This is a genomic window from Mycobacterium sp. NPDC003449 (genome assembly GCF_053588415.1).
The window spans coordinates 1-22,199 of the sequence record NZ_JBSFPX010000124.1 but is presented as its reverse complement, the minus strand read 5'-3'; the positions used below and the strand labels follow the sequence as shown (position 1 = coordinate 22,199).

General features: G+C 66.8%; 25 protein-coding genes. 14 read left to right on the top strand and 11 right to left on the bottom strand.

Annotation, left to right across the window (positions count from 1 at the left end):
* Positions 1–2: 2 nt before the first annotated feature.
* On the bottom strand, positions 3–479 hold the full coding sequence (locus ACWDTP_RS25875; protein ID WP_450025094.1) for a DUF5994 family protein: 477 nt from the start codon (positions 477–479) through the stop codon (positions 3–5).
* 370 nt (positions 480–849) lie between these two features.
* Between ACWDTP_RS25875 and ACWDTP_RS25870 the strand changes: the two genes are divergently transcribed.
* The 4 genes from ACWDTP_RS25870 (at position 850) to ACWDTP_RS25855 (ending at position 3,708) form a co-directional block, all read left to right on the top strand.
* Positions 850–1,440 (top strand): hypothetical protein, encoded by a 591-nt coding sequence (locus ACWDTP_RS25870; protein WP_450025092.1) that lies wholly within the window; start codon positions 850–852, stop codon positions 1,438–1,440.
* A 55-nt stretch (positions 1,441–1,495) separates the two neighbouring features.
* A complete protein-coding gene (locus ACWDTP_RS25865; protein WP_450025091.1) occupies positions 1,496–1,831 on the top strand; it encodes a YciI family protein in 336 nt (111 codons plus the stop codon).
* Positions 1,828–3,045 carry an RNA polymerase sigma factor gene (locus tag ACWDTP_RS25860; RefSeq protein ID WP_450025089.1) on the top strand — a complete coding sequence of 406 codons (1,218 nt, stop codon included), beginning with the start codon at positions 1,828–1,830 and terminating at the stop codon, positions 3,043–3,045. Before ACWDTP_RS25865 ends, ACWDTP_RS25860 begins: the two co-directional genes overlap by 4 nt.
* A 123-nt stretch (positions 3,046–3,168) precedes the next feature.
* Positions 3,169–3,708 (top strand): SRPBCC family protein, encoded by a 540-nt coding sequence (locus ACWDTP_RS25855; protein WP_450025088.1) that lies wholly within the window; start codon positions 3,169–3,171, stop codon positions 3,706–3,708.
* On the opposite strand, the gene ACWDTP_RS25850 is transcribed toward ACWDTP_RS25855, so the two are convergent.
* From ACWDTP_RS25850 to ACWDTP_RS25835, 4 genes are all read right to left on the bottom strand, one after another.
* On the bottom strand, positions 3,662–4,267 hold the full coding sequence (locus ACWDTP_RS25850) for a TetR/AcrR family transcriptional regulator (RefSeq protein ID WP_450025086.1): 606 nt from the start codon (positions 4,265–4,267) through the stop codon (positions 3,662–3,664). The genes ACWDTP_RS25855 and ACWDTP_RS25850 overlap by 47 nt on opposite strands.
* 32 nt (positions 4,268–4,299) lie before the next feature.
* Positions 4,300–7,182, bottom strand: a complete 2,883-nt coding sequence (locus tag ACWDTP_RS25845; protein ID WP_450025084.1) for an MMPL/RND family transporter — start codon at positions 7,180–7,182, stop codon at positions 4,300–4,302.
* Complete coding sequence (locus ACWDTP_RS25840; RefSeq protein WP_450025082.1) at positions 7,179–7,607, bottom strand: MmpS family transport accessory protein; 429 nt, start codon at positions 7,605–7,607, stop codon at positions 7,179–7,181. Before ACWDTP_RS25840 ends, ACWDTP_RS25845 begins: the two co-directional genes overlap by 4 nt.
* Positions 7,608–7,816: 209 nt before the next feature.
* Positions 7,817–8,680: a LysR family transcriptional regulator ArgP gene (locus ACWDTP_RS25835; protein ID WP_450025080.1), complete on the bottom strand. Its 864-nt coding sequence runs from the start codon at positions 8,678–8,680 to the stop codon at positions 7,817–7,819.
* A gap of 179 nt (positions 8,681–8,859) precedes the next feature.
* Here ACWDTP_RS25835 and ACWDTP_RS25830 point away from each other — a divergent pair, with 179 nt between their 5' ends.
* The 3 genes from ACWDTP_RS25830 (at position 8,860) to ACWDTP_RS25820 (ending at position 12,458) form a co-directional block, all read left to right on the top strand.
* Positions 8,860–9,828, top strand: a complete 969-nt coding sequence (locus ACWDTP_RS25830; RefSeq protein ID WP_450025078.1) for an AraC family transcriptional regulator — start codon at positions 8,860–8,862, stop codon at positions 9,826–9,828.
* A gap of 170 nt (positions 9,829–9,998) precedes the next feature.
* Positions 9,999–10,955 carry a zinc-binding dehydrogenase gene (locus ACWDTP_RS25825; RefSeq protein ID WP_450025077.1) on the top strand — a complete coding sequence of 319 codons (957 nt, stop codon included), beginning with the start codon at positions 9,999–10,001 and terminating at the stop codon, positions 10,953–10,955.
* Between the two features lie 258 nt (positions 10,956–11,213).
* Entirely contained in the window at positions 11,214–12,458 is a 1,245-nt protein-coding gene (locus ACWDTP_RS25820) for an HNH endonuclease signature motif containing protein (RefSeq protein WP_450025075.1), read from the top strand.
* A 45-nt stretch (positions 12,459–12,503) separates the two neighbouring features.
* Here the strand turns inward: ACWDTP_RS25820 and ACWDTP_RS25815 are convergent, their stop codons facing one another.
* The 5 genes from ACWDTP_RS25815 to ACWDTP_RS25795 all read right to left on the bottom strand — a co-directional run bounded on the left by ACWDTP_RS25815 (position 12,504) and on the right by ACWDTP_RS25795 (position 16,646).
* A complete protein-coding gene (locus ACWDTP_RS25815) occupies positions 12,504–13,658 on the bottom strand; it encodes a CaiB/BaiF CoA transferase family protein (RefSeq protein ID WP_450025073.1) in 1,155 nt (384 codons plus the stop codon).
* A gap of 44 nt (positions 13,659–13,702) precedes the next feature.
* The gene (locus ACWDTP_RS25810; protein WP_450025071.1) at positions 13,703–13,894 is read right to left on the bottom strand and encodes a hypothetical protein; all 192 of its coding nucleotides are present in this window, start codon (positions 13,892–13,894) and stop codon (positions 13,703–13,705) included.
* Positions 13,891–14,757 (bottom strand): DUF692 domain-containing protein, encoded by an 867-nt coding sequence (locus tag ACWDTP_RS25805; RefSeq protein WP_450025069.1) that lies wholly within the window; start codon positions 14,755–14,757, stop codon positions 13,891–13,893. The genes ACWDTP_RS25810 and ACWDTP_RS25805 overlap by 4 nt, the downstream gene beginning before the upstream one ends.
* On the bottom strand, positions 14,754–15,662 hold the full coding sequence (locus ACWDTP_RS25800) for a TIGR04222 domain-containing membrane protein (RefSeq protein WP_450025067.1): 909 nt from the start codon (positions 15,660–15,662) through the stop codon (positions 14,754–14,756). Before ACWDTP_RS25800 ends, ACWDTP_RS25805 begins: the two co-directional genes overlap by 4 nt.
* 180 nt (positions 15,663–15,842) lie before the next feature.
* Entirely contained in the window at positions 15,843–16,646 is an 804-nt protein-coding gene (locus ACWDTP_RS25795) for a hydroxymethylpyrimidine/phosphomethylpyrimidine kinase (RefSeq protein ID WP_450025065.1), read from the bottom strand.
* Between the two features lie 373 nt (positions 16,647–17,019).
* Between ACWDTP_RS25795 and ACWDTP_RS25790 the strand changes: the two genes are divergently transcribed.
* From ACWDTP_RS25790 to ACWDTP_RS25775, 4 genes are all read left to right on the top strand, one after another.
* Positions 17,020–17,745, top strand: coding sequence for a TMEM165/GDT1 family protein (locus ACWDTP_RS25790; protein WP_450025063.1), 726 nt, complete (start codon positions 17,020–17,022; stop codon positions 17,743–17,745).
* Positions 17,746–17,891: 146 nt separating this feature from the next.
* Complete coding sequence (locus tag ACWDTP_RS25785; RefSeq protein ID WP_450025062.1) at positions 17,892–18,140, top strand: hypothetical protein; 249 nt, start codon at positions 17,892–17,894, stop codon at positions 18,138–18,140.
* A gap of 85 nt (positions 18,141–18,225) precedes the next feature.
* On the top strand, positions 18,226–19,434 hold the full coding sequence (locus ACWDTP_RS25780; protein WP_450025061.1) for a sensor histidine kinase: 1,209 nt from the start codon (positions 18,226–18,228) through the stop codon (positions 19,432–19,434).
* Positions 19,431–20,087 (top strand): response regulator transcription factor, encoded by a 657-nt coding sequence (locus tag ACWDTP_RS25775; protein ID WP_450025059.1) that lies wholly within the window; start codon positions 19,431–19,433, stop codon positions 20,085–20,087. The genes ACWDTP_RS25780 and ACWDTP_RS25775 overlap by 4 nt, the downstream gene beginning before the upstream one ends.
* A gap of 15 nt (positions 20,088–20,102) precedes the next feature.
* Here ACWDTP_RS25775 and ACWDTP_RS25770 read toward each other — a convergent pair whose 3' ends face one another.
* Complete coding sequence (locus ACWDTP_RS25770) at positions 20,103–20,906, bottom strand: class I SAM-dependent methyltransferase (RefSeq protein WP_450025097.1); 804 nt, start codon at positions 20,904–20,906, stop codon at positions 20,103–20,105.
* Between the two features lie 161 nt (positions 20,907–21,067).
* Between ACWDTP_RS25770 and ACWDTP_RS25765 the strand changes: the two genes are divergently transcribed.
* The 3 genes from ACWDTP_RS25765 to ACWDTP_RS25755 all read left to right on the top strand — a co-directional run.
* The gene (locus tag ACWDTP_RS25765) at positions 21,068–21,559 is read left to right on the top strand and encodes a MarR family winged helix-turn-helix transcriptional regulator (RefSeq protein ID WP_450025058.1); all 492 of its coding nucleotides are present in this window, start codon (positions 21,068–21,070) and stop codon (positions 21,557–21,559) included.
* Between the two features lie 17 nt (positions 21,560–21,576).
* Entirely contained in the window at positions 21,577–21,993 is a 417-nt protein-coding gene (locus tag ACWDTP_RS25760; protein WP_450025056.1) for a DUF5313 domain-containing protein, read from the top strand.
* Positions 21,994–22,035: 42 nt separating this feature from the next.
* The coding region (locus tag ACWDTP_RS25755) for a GntR family transcriptional regulator (protein ID WP_450025095.1) at positions 22,036–22,199 on the top strand (164 nt) is incomplete at its 3' end.

The following is a 22,199-nucleotide window of genomic DNA, read 5'->3' as shown; positions in this document are numbered from 1 at the left end:
CCCTACTCCCGCCCCAACCAGCTGGCGGACTCGCCCCGCGCCGCGCGCATCACACAGTCCGCGGTCTCGAACAGCGGATCCTGGCGCGCCGAATCCGCCACCGGCAGCGCCGCCGCGCGGCGCATCACCAACCCACCGAGCGCGATCGACGTTTTACACGGCAGCACAAGAAGTTTCACGCGTCCCTCGCGACCTTGGAGCACCATCAGACGAGGCCGCCGCAGCTTGACTCCGGTCGGCCAGCGGCTGCCGGTTACGATCGTGTTCAGATCCAATTGGCCGTCGGCCGGTGACCAGTTGACCCGGATGGACACGATTTCGCCCAACCGTGGATTAAGGACTCCGACAAGTCCGGGCAGTTCGTCGGCGACAGAGTCGGTATGCGGCCACCATGCCCCGTCGACATCGGCGCCGAGCTGGTCGGCCAGCGTTACCCTGACGGGACGGGCCTGACGCCGCGCCCCCGTCAGCCCGTTCACGGCGACCAGGGTTGATCTGTTTGAGAGTGCGACTGAACGCCATCCGAGAAGGCCGGCGCAAGCGTCGGTTCCCGGGAAACGACTTCCTCCGGTGTGGATTGCTGCCGGTCGGGATGCGAGAAGAGGGCGGACGATTCCATCGGCATGTCCTTGAGAGGTGTGGGGCCGGCCCGCACATATGTGGTTGAGGGCGAGCGAAATCGGCTCGCAGGCCGATCGTCCAGCGGTGACGGCCACAGCGCCGGACGCCATGGCTGATCTTCTGAGGATGCGGCTTACACCAAACCTACACCCGATCGACCGCGCCCCGAGATCTGCCCGGCCGTTTGTTAGCCTTTACGGTGATCGAGGCGATCGGAGGACTGCCCGGATGCCACGAAAAGTTCTGAGCCGAATCGGCGTCGCACTCGCCACGGCGGCATGTGTGCTGGCACTCGCCGGTCCGGCGGGCGCCGACACCCCGGCCACCCTGCCGGCATTCGAACCACACCCCTCGGACTGGTCACCGGACTACACGGTGTTCCCCTACAACCTGTGGCAGAATCGGGTTACTCCGGAACAGATTACGGCGCAACGAGACTCCTGCCAGTGGTTCAACGCCCAGTACGACCCGCTGATGGCCCAGGTGTTCGGATTCCAGCGATTCCTCGGTGAGCAGCACGACGATTGGACCGCGCCGGGGGTCCGGCCCGCCGCCGATACCGTGATCGCCAACCTCGACCAGTCGGCCGCCTTCCTCGACCCGCGCGCCCATACCCTGTACATCACGAACTACCCGGACCAGAGCCAGTATTCGCCGTTGTACAACGGTGATTCGATCTACCATCTGTGGTTTCAGCTGACCCAGATCGGCGACAAGATGAACCAGCAACTGCCTGCCGGGGTGATCAACGCAAATATCGCCACCGCGAATGTGTACGGGAAGACGATCCGCGACTCCGGGGTGTGCGCCGGAGCCTGAACCTGGGCCGGGCTGGGCATTGAGGGTTTCGACCAGGTGGGTGCATAGTGATGTGGTGAAGTACGTGTTCCTGATCTGTGACGATGAAACGGACTCCCCGTCGATGGAGGAGATCGCGGCGGACCCGGCGCATCAGGCCTATGACGCGGAACTGCAGCGGCTGGGCGGCAATCTCGGCGGCGCCCGGCTGCGGCCGGTGGCCGACGCCACGACGGTTCGCGTCCGCGAGGGAGAGACGCTGGTAACCGACGGACCGTTCGCGGAGACGAAGGATTTCGTCGGTGGCATCGACATCGTCGACTGCGCCGATCTGGACGAGGCCATCGCGCTCGCAGCCCGGCATCCCTACGCGGCCCGGGGTTGCATCGAAGTTCGCCCCGTGTGGGAATGACTGCGCCGCAGCCGATTCAGGCCGCTGTCGCTGAGGCGTATACGCAGGAGTGGGGCCAGGTGGTGGCCACCGTGATCGCGCTGACCGGGGACTGGGACCTGGCCGAGGACTGCGCACAGGATGCGTTCGCCGCCGCGCTGGCGACCTGGGCGCGCGATGGCATCCCGGACCGCCCTGGCGCGTGGCTGACGACGACGGCACGTCACCGGGCGACCGATCGGTTACGGCGGGATACCGCGGGAGCGGAGAAACTGCGCCAGCTGGCATTGCACCAGCGGGATCCGAGTAAGCAGGCAGCAGAGGAGATTCCAGACGAGCGGCTGCGGCTGATCTTCACGTGCTGCCATCCGGCGTTGCCGTTCCCCGCCCGCGTCGCTCTCACCCTGCGCACCTTGGCCGGGCTGAGCACAGCCGAGATCGCCAAGGCGTTCCTGTCCACCGAGCCGGCCATGGCGCAGCGCCTGGTCCGCGCCAAACGCAAGATTGCCGAGGCCGGCATCCCGTATCGGGTTCCGCCGGCGGAGCTGCTGCCGCAGCGGCTGTCCGCGGTGCTCGCGGTGCTGTATCTGATCTTCAATCAGGGCTACGACGAGGACGACGGCCGCAGGTCGCTGGCCGCCGAGGGGATCCACCTCGCGCGCATGCTTGTCCGCCTGATGCCGCACGAGCCCGAGGCGGGCGGCCTGCTGGCACTGATGCAGCTGCTGGAGGCCCGCCGCGCGAGTCGCACCCGCCACGGCATGCTGGTCACGCTGGAGAACCAGGACCGGTCGCGGTGGGACGCCGCGCTGATCGCCGATGGCATCGCCACCCTGGACGAGGCCTTGGCCATGCGACGCCCGGGGCCGCACCAGGTGCAGGCCGCGATCGCCGCGTGCCATGCCACCGCGCCCGACGCCGCCGGCACCGACTGGCCGCAGATCGCCGCGCTCTATACCGAGCTCGCCCGGCTGGCGCCCTCCCCCGTCGTCGACCTCAACCGCGCCGTGGCGATCGCGATGACCGACGGCATCTCGGCCGGACTCGCCCTCGTCGACGAGTTGGCCGCGTCCGGCCGGCTCGACGACTACTACCTGCTGCCCGCGACACGCGCGGACCTGCTCCGCCGGGCCGGCCGCCGCGCCGAGGCCGTCGCGTCCTACGAAGAGGCGCTTGCCCTCGCGCCGACCGACGCCGAACGCCGCTACCTGAAGGCCCGCCTTTCTGAGGGCTGAGCAGCGCAAATGTGCCTGCGGCTGGTTCGGAGAATCTTTTTTGAGATTTCTGTCCGATCGATGTCGATCCTGGGCGGCCCCGTTCGTCGGTGGAGTACATCCACCGAATAGAGAGGGATACCAATGTCGAACACCGAGCACATGACCGCCACCATGACCGTCGACCGGACGCCGGAGGAGGTTTTCGAGGCCATCACCAACGTCCGCGGATGGTGGAGCGAGAACCTCATCGGCGACACCGTCGCCCCAGGCGACGAGTTCGTGTTCACCGACGACAGCTCACACCCCGGGGAGACCGCCCAAGCCGATACGGGCATCCGCTTCGCCCGGTTCCAGCTCACCGAGGTCGTGCCCGGCCGACGCGTCGTCTGGCACGTCGTCGACGCCTACCTCGCCTTCATCGACGACCACGACGAATGGACCGATACCGACGCCGTATTCGACATCACCACCGACGAACATGGCACGACACTGCATTTCACCCACGAGGGCCTCACCGCGGCCGAATCCGCCTGCTTCGAAGCGTGCTCGCACGGCTGGACGTTCTACATCACCCAGAGCCTGCCGCAGCTGATCACCACCGGCACCGGCCAGCCCATCACCCGCTACGACCGCGTTAATCCTTCGCCGCGCGGACCGCGGGCAGAATCAGGGTGTCGATGACGTCACGGAAGAACGTCGAATCGACGGGCTGACCGCTGATCACCCGCAGCAGACCCATCCCGGTGAGGACGTCGGCCACCAGCGACCAGTCCCGGCCCCGGGCAACCTCGCCCCTGGCCGCGGCCTGGTGCAGGATCGCGGTCACCAACCGACACCCCTTGTGCAGCATCAGATCGTCGAGGGCGGTGGCGAGCTGCGGTTCGTTCGCGGCCTCCAGCGCCACCCGCAGGACGAGCTCGTTGGAGATCAGATCGTCGTCGTTGCGGGCGGCCCGCTGCACCAGCACATCGAAATCGCCTTCCAGGCTTCCGGTGTCCGGGGCGTCGTCGTTCATCAGATCGGGCCGCCAGTACACCAGGGCATCGGTGATCAGCGCGGCCTTCGACGACCAGCGCCGGTAGATCGCGGCCTTGCCGACCCCCGCCCGGGCCGCGATGTCGTTCATATTGGTGTCGTTGTAGCCGTTCTCGGTCAACGCGGCCAACGCCGCATTGAGGATCGCCGGATCACGGGACCGGTCCAGCCGCCCGTCGGTGCGCCTGCGCAGCGTCGGCTCCACATCCGGTCCATCGGCCGACCGGCCCAACGCCCTCACCCACCCTGGCTGGGAATGGGTGCGGTGTTCTCATCGCCCGGTCGCCGGGCCGAGCGGGCCTCACGACCACGCCTGGTGATCTCGAAAGTGTTGAGCGGCCACCAGAACCAACGGCCCAGCGCCGCGGCGATCGACGGTGTCATGAACGCCCGCACGATCAACGTGTCGACCACCAGGCCGATGCCGATGGTCATACCGAACTGGCCGACCACGCGCAGGTCACTGACGATCATCGACATCATGGTGAAGGCGAACACCAGACCGGCCGCGGTGACGACGCGTCCGGTGGCCCCCATACCGCGGATGATGCCGGTGTTGAGGCCCGCGTGGATCTCCTCTTTGAGGCGCGAGACCACCAGCAGGTTGTAGTCCGAACCCACCGCCAGCAGGATCACCATCGAGAACGGGATCACGATCCACTGCACGCCGAGGCCCAGGATGTCCTGCCAGAGCAGCACCGACAGACCACACGCGGTGCCCAGCGATGCGGCCACCGTCCCGACGATCACCAGCGCGGCCACCACACTGCGGGTGATCAGCAGCATGATCCCGAAGATCAGGATCATCGACGCGATCACCGCGATCATGAGGTCGGTGACGACGCCGTCCTGCATATCGGAGTACAACGATGCGGTACCGGCCAGCGACACTTTCGCATTGGACAGTGGGGTGCCCTTGATGGCGTCGGCGACCACACCTTTGAGGTCGCGGACGTGCTCGATACCTTCGACCGATGCCGGGTCACCCTGGTGGGTGATGATCATCCGGACGGCCTTGCCGTCGGGCGAGACGAACATCTTCAGCCCACGCTCGAAGTCGGGGTTCTGGAACACATCCGGCGGCAGGTAGAACATATCGTCGTTCTTGGCCTGGTCGAAGTACAGGCCGATCTCCGTCGCGCCCTTGGCCGCTTCCTGTTGTGCGGCCTGGGTGCCCGCCATGGTGCTGTGGGTCGCGATCATGAAATCGCGCATCGTCCTCATCGACCCGATGGTGTCCTGCAGAACCGGCAACATCTGCGGCAGCAGTTGATCCAGGCGGTCGATATCGGAGGTCAGGCCTTGAATCTGGTCGGCGAGTTCATCGATGCCGTCGAGGGTGTCGAAGATCGACCGTATCGACTGGCACATCGGGATGTCGTAGCAGTGCGGCTCCCAGTAGAGGTAGTTGCGGATGGGACGGAAGAAATCATCGAAATCGGCCAGGTGGTCACGCAAGTCATTGGTGGCATCCGCCATGTCGTGGGTTTTGCCGGCCATGCTGTGGGTGATCTCGGTCATCTCTTTGGTGATGGCGTACATGCGTTCCATGCTGGCCACGGTCTTGCTCAGCTCGTCGGCCTGTTCGAGCATCTGCGCCGAGTTGTCGTTGTTGAATTTCGCGGACTGCAGCGTGCTGGCGTTCTGCGCGCCGAGCAGGAACGGGATGGAGCTGTGCTCGATCGGTGCGCCCAGCGGGCGGGTGATGGTCTGCACCCGATCGATGCCCCGCATCCGAAAGACATTCTTGGCGACCTTTTCGATCACCAGCATGTCGGCGGGGGTGCGCAGATCATGATCGGCCTCGAGCATCAACAGCTCGGGGTTCATCCGGGCCTGGGAGAAGTGTCGTTCGGCAACGGACATGGCCTGGTTGCTGGGCATGTCGGCCGGGGTGAACTTCTGGTCGTTGTACTGCGGCACGTAGGTCAACAGGGCGATGAAGCCGACGATGGCGATCAGGCTGGTCAGCAGGATGACCGGGATGGGCCAGCGTACCGCCGAGGTGCCGACCTTGCGCCAACCGCGGGTCGACAGTTCACGTTTGGCGTCCAGCAGCCCGAACTTCGATGCCACCGTCAGCACCGCGGGCGCCAATGTCAGCGCCGCGGCGACGATCACCAGAATGGCGATCGCACAGGGCAGACCCATGGTCTGGAAGTACGGCAGTGTCGTCATGGTGAGGCACAGGCAGGCACCGACGATGGTCAGCCCGGATCCCAGGATGACATGCGAGACACCGTGATAGGAGACGTAGAAGGCGTCTTCTCGATCCAGGCCTTTCGATCTTTCCTCCTGATATCGGCCGAGCAGGAAGATCACATAGTCGGTGCCCGCGGCCAGCGAAAGCATGGTCACCATGCTCACCGCGTACGGGGTAAGGCCGATGATGTTCAGATTGCCCGCGGTGGCCGTAACCCCTTGGGCAGCAAACAATTCCAATCCGATGATGACCATGGAGACGAGCATGGTCACCAGGGAGCGGTAGATGGCCAGCAACATCACGACGATGACGCCGACCGACACCAACTCCATGGTCGCCAGGCTTTGGTGACCGGCTACCTGGGTGTCGGCGTTGAGCACGGTGTTGCCTGCGACGTGGGCCTTGATCCCCGGCGGGGCGGGTACCGAGGCGACGATGTCACGCACCGCGGCAACGGACTCGTAGCTGTCGCTGGTGCCCTGCGCCCCGTTGAGGAAGATCTGCACGTAGGCCGACTTACCGTCGACGCTCTGCGAACCCGCGGCGGTCAACGGATCGCTCCAGAAGTCCTGGACGTTCTGCACGTGGTCGTGATCGGCGATCAGCTTGGCGACGATCTCGTCGTAGAACTTGTGCGCCTCATCGCCGAGGTGGTCATCGCCCTCCAGCACGACCATCGCCGTGGAGTCCGAATCGTACTGCTGAAAAACCTTGCCGATGTTCAGCATCGCCTGATACGAGGGCGCGTCCGCGGGGCTCAGTGGCACCGAGCGGGTGGCCGCGACATCGTCGAGGGATGGGGTCACGATGCCAAGGGCGACCACGATCAGCACCCAGATGAGGATCACCGGCACCGAGAAGATCCGGACCAACCGGCCGATCAGCGGACGACGGGGCTTCGTGTGCGCGTTGCTCATACGGATTTCACCAAGCAGTAGATGAACGGTTTGAAGGTGTCGGTACTCGTCCGGTCATCGCGCACTTCGCCGTCGACGGTCACCCGGCACTGCAGGTCCTGGGTGTTGCGATCACCCTGGGCCATGATGTTGGCCGACATCGACGGGAGCGTCGTCACAATCGTGAACGACCATGGCAGTGGTGTGTTTTCGATGAGATGGGGTTGACCGTTCTCATCGAGGTAGTTGAGGTTCGCGGTCCCGCCCGTCCCGATCACCTCGTAGGTGATGTGCTTCGGATTGAAGTTCTCGGTGATCCCCGATCCCTCCGCCGTGTTCACGCCTGGGCCTTTGGGCTCCCGAATACGGACAATCGCATACGCCCCGAGCGCCACCACCACCACCAGCAGCAGCGGGATCCAGAACCGCTTCAACACCCGGTACACCGCGTACGTGCCCCCGCTTCTGTGTGCTCATCCAGCCCGGGGACTCACCGGAGATGCGCGTGCGCCGTCTCGCCGAAGCCCTCGAATGCTGGACACCCTGTGGACGGAACCCGAGTTCCGCCTACCCGACCGTCGGTTACTGTACCGCATGGTGGAGGGGATGCGCGCGGCCAGATTGCGACGCCCGTGCCCGGCTCGGCGCGAACCGGCTAACGGTGTCCACGCAGGGTCACCGCGGCCTGCCGCACCGCCGTCGTCACGGTCGTGACCAACGGGCTGTCGAGTTTCCAGCACTGCCAGAACAGCGGCACGTCGAGATGCTGCGTGGTGATCGGGACGAACGACTCGTCGACGAGTTCCTCGGGGTACATCCCCCAGCCCAGGCCGGCCCGCACCGCGGCACCGAAACCCTCCGCGGTCGGGATGTAGTGGGTCGGGCGGGCGATATCGCGCCGAAACACCTTGCGCACCAACCCATCCTGCAAGGCGTCATCCCGGTTCCAGGCCAGCGACGGCGCCTGCGCCGCGGCGGAACGGGTAAACCCGTCGGCGAAGTACCGTTCGATGTACTCGGCGGTCGCGACCGGCACGTATCGCATCGCCCCCAGCGGGTGCACCCGACACCCCGGCACCGGATGGCGTTCGGTGGTCACCGCGCCCATCGCCACCCCCTCCCGCAACAACCGTGCGGACAGGTCCTGGTCTTCGATCCTGATGTCGAACAACACGTCGGGGAGCCTGGCGAACACCCCGGTGAACCACGTCGCCATCGAGTCGGCGTTGACCGCCAACGCGATCCGCGTCGGATGCGATGCACCGCCGCCCATCTCGGCCAACGCCTCAGATTCCAGCAACACACTCTGCGCCGCCAGCCGCAGCAACGGAACGCCTGCAGCCGTTACGGTGCAAGGCTTTTCCCGCACCACCAACACCTGGCCCACCCGCTGCTCAAGCGCCTTGATGCGCTGGCTGACCGCAGAGGGCGTCACGTGCAAGCGCTGCGCCGCGGCATCGAAGCTGCCCAGCTCGATCACCGCCGCGAACGCGGCGAGCTGTTGACCGTCGATTTTCATCTTCAGTTCATCTTAACGGTAACCAATTTCGATTAGTGCGAATTACCGTGCCAGTCGCTGCCGGTGCGGCACGGTGCGCACGCCTTCAAGCTGGCGCCAGACCCAGACGGTGAACCCGGCGGCGATGTGGTGGCGACCCTGGACCTCTCCCGGGCGTACAGCTCCGGCGGTACTCTTGCATGGGAATCGCCAGGTCCGTCATCGCCCGAGGAGCGGCAATGAGTTCATCTGCCAGCGCAGCCCTACATGCGCTCCGGCAGGCCGTTCTCAACAGAGCAGATGACACCCCGAACACGCACGTCTTGCTGCCGGGGGTAACGGTGCACCGGCACACCGGCGATGCCGTCCAGATGCCCAGCATCCAAACCCCGTTCCTGTACGTCGTCCTGGACGGATCACTCACGCTGCACCAGCATGACGAGATCCGGCAGATCGGGCCGGGGCATTTCGTCGTGTCAGAGATCGATACCCCGGCATACGGGTACATCACCGAGCGACCGCTGGTGGCCTTGTTGATTGAGTTCGCTCTTGACGAAGTCGCCGCGGTGCTCCTGGAATTCGACACCGGCCTGCCCGGCACCGTCTTCACCAGCGATGGTGAGCCGGCAGACGAACCTGGCGTTGACGAGCGCCTGCTGGATAGCGTCGGCCGACTGGTCGGGCTGCACGAAAATCCGGCCGATGTCGAGTTCATGGCGCGACATCTGAAGCGGGAGGTGATCTACCGATTGGTCACCGGTGCGCAGGGACGGGCGATCGTCAGTGCGGTGACGAATCTTCAGGACGCTGCCGAGATGTACTACGTCAACGCCTGGATCAAGCGCAACTACCGGCAGGCGTTCACCGTGGAGACGCTGGCACAGCAAAGCGACATGAGCCCGTCGGCCTTTCACCGCAAGTTCAAGAACGCTGTGCAGATGGGGCCGCTGCAGTGCCAGAAACAGCTGCGGCTGACCGAGGCTCGGCGGTTGCTGCTCGACGGCACGATGAGCGTCACCGATGTCGCTGTGCAGGTCGGGTACGAAAGCGTCTCCCAGTTCAGCCGCGAGTACCGTCGCGAGTTCGGATGCCCGCCCCGTCAAGACATCGCTCGTCTGCAGGAGCGTCTGCGCCACTTGGCGGATTCGCCTGAGCACCGAACCGACTGACGGTCATCCGTCTTCGCGGCGCAGTTCGAGCCGCGGGCAGGATCGTGCATTCTCGCGCCAGAAACGGGCAACCATGCCCGCCGTCTGCAGTGGGAACGTCGAACGGTCGGTCAGACAGACCGTGTCGTCATGCGCGCTGCGCAGACGTGAGAGAACAAGGAAGAGCGACGATGACAACGATGAAGGCAGCCCGAGTTCCCGCGAAAGGGAAGCCGTTGGAACTCAACGAGGTTCCGGTGCCCGAACCCACGGCCGCGCAGGTGCGCATCAAGGTCCAGGCGTGCGGCGTCTGCCATGGTGAGGCGAAGATTGTGGATGGTTGGGCGTCGGCCTACCCGCGCATCCCCGGCCATGAAGTTGTCGGCATGATCGATACAATCGGCGAACAGGTCGAGGGCTGGGAGGTCGGCCAGCGGGTCGGTATCGGTTGGCATGGCGGACATGACAATACGACGGGCATGACGGTGGACGGCGGTTATGCCGAATACATGGTTGCGTTCCCGGAGGCGCTGGTCGAGATTCCCGAGGGCATCTCCCCGGAAGACGCCGCGCCCATTTTGTGTGCCGGCGAGACGGTATTCAGCGCGCTGAAGAACAGCAAGGCCCGGATGGGCGACCTCGTCGCCGTGTCCGGTATCGGTGGCCTCGGTCACCTCGCCGTGCAGTACGCCCGCAATGCCGGCTACGAGGTCGTCGCGATCTCGCGCGGTGCCGACAAGGAACCACTCGCCCGCCAGCTCGGTGCGCACCACTACATCGACACCGAGGCCAGCGATGTTGCCGAACAATTGACTGCCCTCGGCGGCGCGGCGGCCATCATCGCCACCGCACCGGACCCGGATGCCATCGCATCGCTCATCGGCGGTCTTGCACCCCGCGGCGAGCTCATCCTCGCCGCGGTGTCCGACGATCCCATCGCCTGGTCGGCGCTGGACTTCCTGCGCGGCCAAGCCAGCGTCAAGGGTACCTTCACCGACGTCGACGCGATGGCCGATGCGATCAAGTACAGCCTCCTGACCGATGCGCGACCCATGATCGAGGTCTTCCCTCTGGAGAAGGCACGTCAGGCATACGACCAGATGATGAATGCGACGGTCCGTTTCCGTGCTGTCCTTTCGATGAGCTGAGGCCGGGTGATAGTCCGCTCGACCCTCAGCCGAGGCTGATTTTCTGCTATCCCCACTCTTAGGTGGTGTCGGCGGGCAGCGTCGATGCAGTCGAGGACATCTGAGTACAAGTCGAGACGTTCGATGACGACGTACTGTTCGACGCGCTCGATGAGCCAACCAGACACGATCGCATCACCGGACGCGGCTGGTGAGCGCGGACGCCTCGCTGAGCGCTGGGCGGCGGGTTCTGTCGGACCCCTCTGCTTTGATGGGGTTATGTCCACGACCGCAGCCACATTGGCGCCTCAGCAGCGGCTGGAGGCGCTGTTCGAAGAGATCGGTGAGCTGACCGGTCAACGCAACGCCATCGACGGTCGTCTGGTCGAGATCATCGCCGAAATCGATGGCGACGGACTCTGGGGCGCCACCGGGTGTCGGTCGATTGCGGCGCTGGTGGCCTGGAAAACCGGAGTGACCCCGCACAATGCCGAGACGATCGTCGCGGTGGCGCACCGGCTGCAGGAGTTCCCGCGCTGCGCCGAAGGATTGCGTGCAGGCCGGGTCTCGTTGGATCAGCTCGGAGTCATCGCCGAGCGCGCCGCCGCCGGATCCGACGAGCACTACGCGGAATTGGTGTCGGTCGCCACCGTCACCCAGTTACGCACCGCCGTCAAACTCGAACCCCAGCCCGAACCGACACCGCGGCCCACACCGCAACGGTCGATCACCAGGACCACCCGCGACGACGGCTACACCACCTACCGGATCACCCTGCCGCGGCTGGAGGCGGCCAAGTTCGACGCCGGGCTGCAATCGCACCGCGACGCCCTCATCGCGGAGCACAGACGCGACCACGACAACACCGATGACACCAACGGTGATCACGCACCACCGTTCCCCGACACCGTGGATGCGTTCATGAGTCTCATCGAGACCGGCTGGGACAGCGAAGCGGCCCGCCGCCCGCACGGCCAGCACACCACCGTGGTCGTCCACATCGACGTCGACAAACCGCCCGCCGCGTTGCATCTGGGCCCGCTGCTGACCGACGAGGAACGCGATTTCCTGCTCTGCGATGCCACCGGCGAGGTGTGGATCGAACGGCACGGCCGCCCGATCGGTGCCGGCCGAACCACCCGAACGATCAGTCGCCGGCTGCGCCGCGCCCTCGAACACCGCGACACCTGCTGCATCGTGCCCGGCTGTGGAGCCACCCGCGGCCTGCACGCCCACCACCTCCTGCCATGGCAGGACGGCGGACCGACCGAACTGGACAACCTCGTGCTGCTGTGCCCCTATCACCACCGGCTGCACCACCGCGGCGGCATCACCATCACCGGACCCGCACACCAACTCAAAATCACCGACCAAGGCGGGCGACCCATGCACGGCGGCTCACTAGCCCGACCACCGAACAAGCCTCCGCCCGCGGTCGCGCCCTGCCCGGGTCCCACCGGTGAGCGCGCCCAATGGTGGTGGTACACACCCTTCCAACCACAGGCACCACCGACACCCAACTAGGTTGGCCGGTCGGACTGGTAGACCTGCGTGCCGCGGCTCCCGCGGTCAGCGAGGACTCAGTTCGGGCCCTTCGGGGTGATCGGATGAGGGGAGCGTCGGCGCTGGGATCCGATACGACACCGGCGTCTCGGACAACGAGATCGGGTTGGACACCTGGCGCTGCGTCAAACCCTGGTCCTCCGAAGGAATTTCGACGACGGGTTGCAGCCCCAGCCGAGTTGCGAGGTCGAACGCCTGCTGCACATCGTTGATCGGCCCACATGGCACACCGGCTTCGGTGAGGGTTTCGAACCATTCCTCGGCAGGTTTGAGCACAAAGACGCCTTCCAGTTCGGCGATGAGTTCGCTCCGGTTGGCCACCCGGGCCGCGTTCGTCCGGTACCGCGGATCATCGACCAGATCCCGCCTGCCCAGCACCCCGGCGAGCGATGCGAAAAGTTTGTCGTTCGCGGCGGCGACGGCCAGCGGACGGTCCGCAGTCGCCACCACCTCATAGGGGGCGATGCTGGCGTGACGGTTACCCGCCAACCCCGGTACGGCACCGGTGCATACGTAGCTGGAAGCCTGATTCGTCAGCGCCGACAGCAGAGACGAGAGCAGATTGACCTCGATGCGCTGGCCTTGGCCGGTGCGGTCACGGTGGCGCAGGGCAGCCAGGATCCCGGTGACCGCGTGCAGTCCGGTGACAACGTCGACCAGCGCGACGCCCACCTTGGTCGGCCCCGTCTCGTCGTGGCCGGTAATCGACATCAACCCGCCCACAGCCTGCACGATCAAGTCGTACCCAGGCAGGTCGGCGCCGGCGCCCGATCCGAACCCGGTGACCGAGCAATACACCAGGCCCGGGTACTCCGCTCGCAAATCGTCGTAGCCCAACCCGAAGCGGTCCATGGTGCCGGACCGGAAGTTCTCGATCACCACATCGCACGAGGCGATGAGCTCCCGCGCGTCCCTGCGCCCTTCGGCTGTGCTGAGGTCGAGGGCCCGGGACTGCTTGTTGCGGTTGGCGGCGAGGAAATACGTCGAATGCGGTCCGCTCCAGGGCGGGCCCCACGTCCGGGTTTCGTCCCCGCTCTCCGGCCGCTCGATCTTGATCACCTCTGCGCCCAGATCGGCCAGCATCATCGTGGCGTACGGCGCGGCCAGGACACGCCCGAAGTCTGCGATCCGGATCCCGGCCAGCGCGGACGCCTCGCTCATATGTGATTGCCTTTCTCCAGGGGTCACAGGCCAGTGCCACCACCTCACTGTTCCATATGACCGAACCGCGCAAAGTGCTCGACCAAGTCCCCTCCCTCACAGCCGCGCTTATGTCGGCACACCTCGCCCGCCGCGGCGACGGCCACCGGATCGAAGCCCGGCGGTACCGGGCCGCCGGCCACCAACGCCCGCACCAGGTCCCGCTGGCGTTGCGCCAGCGTGTCCCGTTCCGTCATGCCCACACCTCCCGCACCGTTGCCGTGATCGGCGCGGCCCCCGCGGCGGCGGCTATCGCGTCCAGCTCGTCGAAAAACTCGGCGGCAGGCGGGAACCGGCCGTCACGCTCCAGCATGAACGGGGTGTCGACGCGCTCCCGCAGGGCCGTCACCAGGTCCAGTACCTCCGGCGGGGTCCGGGCGGTGTGGGTGTCGTGGTAGAAGTCGTCACCGTCGCGGCCGCCCGCCACATGGCTGTAGGCCACCCGCTCCACCGGCAGCCTGGCCAACTCGTCGAGCGGATCGCGACCGCGGTTGCGGGCGTTGGCATATACGTTCGCCACGTCGAGCACCAGCAGCACCCCGGTGCGGTCCACCAACTCGGTGAGAAACTCCGATTCGGTGAGATCGGACTCCGGCCACTCCACGAAAGAGGCGATGTTCTCCACCGCCAGAGGCACTTCCAATTCCGCGCGGGTTCGGTCGATGTTGACCGCCAACACATCGATGGCCTCGCGGGTACGGGGCACCGGCAGCAGATGTCCGGCCTCTATCCCACCCGCCCTGACGAAGGCGATGTGTTCACTGACCACCGGAGAACGCAGTGCCCGCGCGCAGGCCGCTAAACGCCGAACCCGCTTGGGCTGCACCGGTTCCACCCCTCCCAGGGACAGCGCGACCCCATGCGGGATCACCGGCACACCGCGGGCCACCAAGTCGGCCAGCGCCGCCTCCGGCCGGGCCCGGCGGCGACGCATCGGTAGCGACTCGGCGATCACCTCGCAGAACCCCGGCCGCAGATCGGCGATCACCCCGGCGATTTCGCGCCGCCAACCGATACCTACATCGCCCAACGCTGGCAGGACGCGGTTCGGGGTGCTCATCCGCCGCACCCTCCGCATCCACCGCACCCGCCGCATCCACCGCCACCGCCGTCGCCGCCACAGGAGGCGCCGCAGCCGGCACCGTCGGCCCCACCGCCGGAAGAACCACCGGCCAGCTCCACCGCACCCGAGTAGGCGGAGTCCACCGCCCACAACGCGCCGGTGCCGAACAGAGCCACCGACAACGCCACCGCGAGCGGACCGTAGGTGGCGAAGGCGGGGGTCTTGGCCGGGTCCAGATAGTCCAGTCGCTGCTGTTCGGCCGCGAGCAGCCGACGACCCGCCGGGGTCAGCCGATTCACTTCGAGCAGGCGCGGCAGCACCAGCACCCCGTACAGGACGGTGGCGACGACGATCACAGGGAACGCCACCAAGTCGAGCGGATTCGTCTCCACCGTGATCAGGAGGTATATCGCGTAACCGATGCCGACTGCCATCACCCCCATCGAGGGGATGACACCCAGACGCATCCGGATCCGCTCGGCGCGGGTGCGCACCAGTCCCCGCGCGCTCAGATCCGCTTCCAGGGCGGCGAGTTCGTGCTGGCGGAATGCCGCGTAGATGCCCGGCACGGTGTGCTTGGGATCGTCGGCGACCTGCGCGAGCACCTGTTCGGTGAACCGGTCGGTATCCGGGGTACGCACCGCACCGTCCACCCGTCCTTCGCCGGTGATCCGTCCGCTCGCGCGCAGACCCGCCAGGGCGGCCACCACCGGCGCGATATCCGAGCGCAGAAAGGCCAATTCGGTCGCGCTGATCGGCTCGGTCACCGCACGTCGCCGCGGAGTCACCGCGATCCGCCACACCACGGCGAGGACCGCTGATGCGGCCAGCGCGGCCAGATATCCGTATCCCTCCTGGGGGATCGTCTCGAGATACCGCTCGATCATCTTGTCGATCGCCATCACGTTCACCTCCTGGACGTTTCAGGTCGGACCATCGTGGCGCGGTGTCGTCGTTACCGGTCACAACTTTCGGCCCGGCTGAATCAGCCAGCCTGCACGTCTGAGGACAGGGTTCGTTGAGGAGGAGTTGGCGATTGGGTGAGAAATTCGGGCGGTGTCGACAGACCCCTGAAACCGCAGTCACCCAGCGGCGTTGGCGCCCTGCCAGACCGCGTCGAAAGGCGTGTTTCCCGGCACCCGATCGACGATGCCCGCGGTGGTGAACTCTTTGGCCAGCCGCACCGCCGCCGCCACGTCGGACCCCGTGGCGAGGGCGGCCGTGATCGCGGCCGCCAAAGTGCAGCCCGCTCCGGCGACGCGCGCGTTCCCGGCCTTGGGCGCCCGCAGAACCTCGACGTCGCTGCCGTCGGAGAAGACGTCCACGGCGTCGTCACCGGGGAATTCCACCCCGCCCTTGACCACCACGTAGCGGGGTCCCAGGTCGGCGATGCGGCGGGCCGCCTCGGCCAGATCGTCGACCGATTCGATGGCGTCCATTTTGGCGAGGGTGCGCGCCTCGAACAGGTTGGGCGTGGTGACGGTCGCGAGCGGCAGGATCTGCCTTCGTAGCGCGGTGTCGGTGTCGAGGGCGGCGCCGGGCTCCTGGCCCTTGCAGATCAGGACCGGATCGACGACGACGTGCCGCCACGGCTGCCCTCCGAGGGCGTCGGCGACCACGTCGATCGTCGCGGGGGTGCCCAGCATGCCGATCTTGACCACGTCGAGGTCATAGGCCGACGTCGCGGCCTCGATCTGGTCGGCGACGACCTGCGGTTCGACGGGCACGAAACGATGGGCCCAGTTCGCCTTCGGGTCGAAGGACACCAGGCAGGTCACCGTGCCGATGCCGTAAGTCCCCAGCTGCTGGAAGGTCCGCAGATCCGCTTGCAGTCCGGCGCCGCCGGTAGCTTCGGAACCGGCGATGACGTATGCGAAGTCGACCACGCCCACGAGCCTACGACACGATCCACCTGGCGAAAGACGGACCTCGACAATCCTTGTCCGGGTATGCGGACGGTCATGTTCGGACAGCCCAACTTTCCCGCGTCGAAGCCCAAACTTATTGATTCCAAACGGGTTTCGACGTCACCGAAGTTGCGCGCGACCCGATCGGCTGGGTATCGTCTTGGCAGCGAAGGGGAGTAGCCCCCAATCGGGTGATCGACATACTGGCCGCACCGGCACATTCCCGGGTGGCCCGGTTCCCGAACCGGACACGGTCCGGTGGGCGAGACCTTCGGCCGTACAGACCATTTTGGTCGCCGGCCGGAGGCATCTGTTCGATCCCCCGGCGGCGGCCCCGGACCGAGGAGTATCGGTGCTCGCCGCACTACTGCTGAGTTTCGCAGTCATCTTCGTCGCCGAGTTGGGTGACAAGACGCAACTGGTGGCGATGACCTTTGCCCTGCGCTACCGCTGGTGGGTGGTGCTGGCCGCGATCACGGCCGCCACCACCGCCGTGCATGTCCTGTCGGTCGCGATCGGTCATTATCTGGGTGCTGCCCTGCCCACCCACCTGCTCGGCCTGCTGGCCGGCGCGATGTTCATCTTCTTCGGGTTGTGGACCCTGCGTGGTGACACGTTGACCGATGAGGAAGCCAGCCGCGCTCAGCGGGCCACCGCACCGGCGTTCTTCGTGGTGACCTCGGCGTTCTTTCTCGCCGAGCTCGGCGATAAGACCATGCTCGCGACGATCACCCTGGCCGCCGACAACGACTGGGTGGGTGTGTGGATCGGGTCCACCCTCGGCATGGTCGTCGCGGACGGGTTGGCCATCCTGGTCGGTGCGATCGCCGGTAAGCACCTTCCCGAGCGGATCATCCAGATCGGCGCGGCCGCGTTGTTCCTGCTGTTCGGCGCCTACATGCTGGTGGAGAACATCTTCCCGACGGCCCCGGTCGCGATCGTCGCCGCCAGCGCGATCGCCTTCGTCGGGCTGGTCGCGACTGCGGTGCGGGCATTGCCGCCGCGCTGGCGGCCGGCGGTCCTGCGCCCCGAGTCCGCGCCCGCGGACCCCGCGCGAGCAGACACAAAACTGCCCTAATTCGCCGAAGAATGGGCAGGTTTATGTCTGTTCGCGGGGAAGAAAGGGTCGTGCTGCGGTCGGTGCCCGAGTCCTACCACGGTCGGATCGCGAGATCGGACGTCAGCGCGATGTGTGACGGCCGGTGCGCTTCGTAGCGTCAAACCATGACGCGAGCACAACCCTCCCAAGCCAATTGGCTGGCCGGCGTCGCACGTCCCTGGCCCGCCCCGAGCCTCCTGAACCCACCCGCACCGCACCGCCTCGCCGATCTCCTGCGCCGGCTTCGTGCCGCCGTGAGCGTGCGATCCCGTTGGTCCACAGCTGAACCCCGCCCGAAACGCCCGTACCACCCGCCGCTGCGGGAAAGCTTCATGGAGGAGGCCGCGATGCGCCGGGAGATGTTCCGGCTCTGAACCGGCACCGTACGACCGTGGTAGGAGAAAGCGGTGCCACCGCGGCATGATGCGCACGGGTGACCGAACCTTCTACCATCGGGGCATGCTGGGTGCGGCATCGCACTACGTGCAGGAACACGCGCGCCGGCGGGGCAACATGATCCCGATCGGCCACAACTGGGCGTCGGTGGTCGCGCTCGACGCCACGGTGCTGGGCGCGGGCGTGGTCTCGGTGCTGCAGCGCCCCACCGCCGATCTCGCGGTGTCGTTGCTCGCCCTGCTGCTCTGCGCGGCCCCGCTGCCGGTGGTCTACACCTACGGCCTCAAGTTCAAGGCCCCCATCCTGTGGGCGGCGTTCACCGGTGCGACGGCCGTGTTCCTGTTCGCCACGTCCACGCCCATCGCCGAGGATTTCGCCCCGCTGCTGATGGTCATGATGGTCGGCGAGGTGGCGTCGCTGACCGGTATGGCGGGTGGGCTCGCGGCCTCGCTATCGGCCGTTGCCCTCCTGCTGACCGCCTCGGCCGCCCACCGGCTCGACGGTGTGGCGCTGTATCTGGGGATCGTCGGAGTCGGCTGGCTCGTGGGCTATCTCATGCGGATTCAGCAGCAGCTGATGGAACAGCAGCAGCAGGCCCAGGCTGCGCTGGCCCGGCACGCCGCTGCCGACGAACGGCGGCGCATCGCCCGCGAGGTGCACGATGTCATCGCGCATTCGCTGAGTGTCACGCTGCTGCATCTGACCGGCGCCCGCCGGGCCCTGCAGGAGGACCGCGACATCGATGATGCCGTCGACGGGCTCGAACAGGCCGAACGTCTGGGGCGCCAGGCGATGGCCGACATCCGGCGCACCGTCGGGTTGCTCGACGGTGCGCCGATGAGCATCGCCCCCGAGCCCGGCATCGACGATATCGGCGGTCTGGTCGATGATTTCGTGCGTGCGGGTCTGCCCGTGACCCTCGATGTGAGTGGGCGATACGATGCGGTGTCGCCCGCGGTGGGGCTGGGGCTCTACCGCATCGCGCAGGAATCGCTGGCCAACATCGCCAAACACGCGCCCGACGCAGCGTCGACCGTGCGGCTGCGGATCGCGCGCACCTCCGCCACGCTGACGGTGGTGAACGCGTTGCCCGACCGGGCGCCGGGGCCGCAGGCCCGTTCCGAGGGGCGGGGTGTGCGCGGCATGCGCCAACGCGTCGAATTGCTCGGCGGCATCATCAGTGTCGGCCCGGCGCCGGAGGGTTGGTCGGTGCGCACCAACATCCCGCTCGACGACACCGAACCGTTGCAATCGTGCCCGAGGGTGTCATGACTGAGGGCGACATCGCCGTGCTGCTGGCCGATGACCAGGAGCTGGTGCGGTCCGGGTTGCGCCGGATCCTGCGGCGCAAGGACGGGTTCACCATCGTCGCCGAATGCGCCGACGGCGACGAGGTGCCCGGCGCCGTCGCCGAGCACTCCCCCGACGTCGTGGTGATGGACCTGCGGATGAAACGCGTCGACGGGATCGAGGCGACTCGGCTGCTGGCCGAATCCGGCGGGCCGCCGGTGCTCGCGCTGACCACGTTCAACGACGATGAACTGCTCTCCGGGGTGCTGCGCGCCGGCGCGGCCGGATTCGTGCTGAAGGACTCCTCGGCCGAGGAGCTGATCCGGGCGGTCCGGGCGGTGGCCGGCGGCGACAGTTATCTCGACCCCGCCGTGACCGCACGGGTGCTGACCACCTATCGCAAGGCCGCCGCGCCGCGCCGGGTGGACGGGCTCGGCGATCTCACCGCACGCGAACGGGATGTGCTCACCCTGATCGCCAAGGGCCGGTCGAATGCCGAGATCGCCCACGAACTCAGCATCTCGGGTCTGACGGTCAAGAGCCACATCGGCCATATCTTCGTCAAACTCGACCTCCGCGACCGGTCCGCCGCGATCATCCACGCCTACGACACCGGCCTCGTCGCACCCCAGTGAGCCGCGGCCCGAGGTTCAGTCCACGCGCCTGGCGACGACCGCGAAGTTCAGCGGGATCCGCGGCATCCCCGGCGGCAGCTCCCAGCCCAGCGGGCCCGCCACCAGGGCCGGAAACGCCGGCCAGTCCATATACGGCAGTTCGGCCAGCGTCTCGATCCGCAGCCCGGCATCCAGCAGCACGCCGACGACCTCGCCGAGATCGTGGCGCCATTCGTGGTTGGTGCCGTGCGCGATCTGCCCGGCCGAGTCCTCGGTGTAGGTGGCGGAGTCCTGGTAGGTCCGCACTCCCCCACCCGCCAGGTAGTCATCGGTGATCTCCCACGGGCCGAACGCCATCGCCCCGAGGATCGGATGATCGTCGCGGATCAGGAACACCCCGCCCGGTTCCAGCAGATCGTGGATCGACCTGGCCCAGTCGGTGAGTTCCGGTAGCCACACAATCGTTCCGGTGCTGGTGACGACGACGTCGAAGCGGCGTTCGATCAGCGTGGAGGCAAACCGGGCGTCCCCCTCGACCCAGGTGACGGCGCGGTTGTCGGCGCCGGCGATACGCTCGGCGTGCCGCAGCGCCGTGCGCGAGAAGTCAAGGCCGTACACATCGCGGGCACCGAGCCGGGCCCAGGAGATGGTGTCGGTCCCGATGTGGCACTGCAGATGCAGGAGCGAGAGGCCGGCCACCCCGGACGGCGGCAGCTGGGGCGCCAGCACCGCCAGATCGTTGCGCACCACCTGGGAGATATCGCTCGGATCGGCCAAAAAGCCGTCCACGTCATACATTTTCGACCGCACGTGGACGTCGGCCCGGTCGTCCCAGTTCATCCGGTTGGCGGCAATGGCTTCCGCTGGGTCCTGCACAGTCTCCCCCTCTGGCGCGATCCCCTTTTCTACTCCGGTGCCTGCCTCACCCGCCATCCGATTTACCGCGAGGGGTGACCGGCGAGACATTGATAGTGCACTAACTATGAGGGTACTTTCTAATTATGGCCTCACCAATCGGCACCGATGTCGATGCACTCGCCCTCGAACGGCAGGTGTGTTTCGCCCTGGCGGTCACCAACCGCGCCGTGCTCTCGGTGTACCGGCCGCTGCTGGAACCGCTGGGCCTGACCCACCCGCAGTATCTGGTGATGCTGGCGCTGTGGGACCACCACCGGTCCGACGCGGCCGGCCCGCCGCCCCTTTCGGTCAAGCGGATCGCCCGCGCGCTGCAACTCGACTCCGCGACCCTGTCCCCCATGCTGAAACGGCTCGAAACCCTCGGCCTGATCACCCGCACCCGCAGCACCGGCGACGAACGCGCCACCGACATCGGCCTCACCCCGCAGGGCATCGCCCTGCGGGACCGCGCCGTGGCCATCCCGCCGGCCGTCGTCGAACGCCTCGGCGTCGACATGGCCGAACTCGAAGAACTGCACCGGGTGCTGACCCGGATCAACGCCGCCGCACTGGCGGCCAACACGCTCACCGACTGACCGCCCGAGGAAACACCATGGCCACCCACCGCCCCAATCTCGTTCAGTACATCGCCTATTCGTACGGCCAGCGCCTGCCGGACCCGATGCGCGACTGGGTCGCGCGCGACCTCGCCGACCACGGCGCGGTGCGACGGCACATGATCCGGATGGCGATACCGCCCTTTCTGGTGCTCGCCCCGTTCTGGCTGCTGCCGGCATCGTTGTATGTCCATCTGGAGATGACGGTGCCGATCTACATCTGGGCGCTGCTGATCGCACTCGCCCTGAACAAGGTGTGGCGACGGCACCGGCTGGCCCAACACGACCTGGACCCGAACCTGGTCGACGAGATCAAGTACAAGAAGCAGGCCCGGATGCACGAGGACTACATCCGCCGGTTCGGGCCGCGGCCCGCGGACGCCGCGCGCCAGGCGAACAGCAGCCCGTTCTAGGCGGCGGGGCCCGCCGACCCCCATGCATGCATGCTTGCATGCATGGGGGCTATAGTGGCGCTCGTGGAGAATTCGAGCGGCCAGCGCGCCTACCGGGTGACCAAGGATCAGATCCTGTCCGGCGAGATCCGCGGCGGTCAGCTGCTCAGCGAAGTCGAGGTGGCCAACCAGCTCGGGGTCAGCCGGACCCCCGTCCACGAAGCATT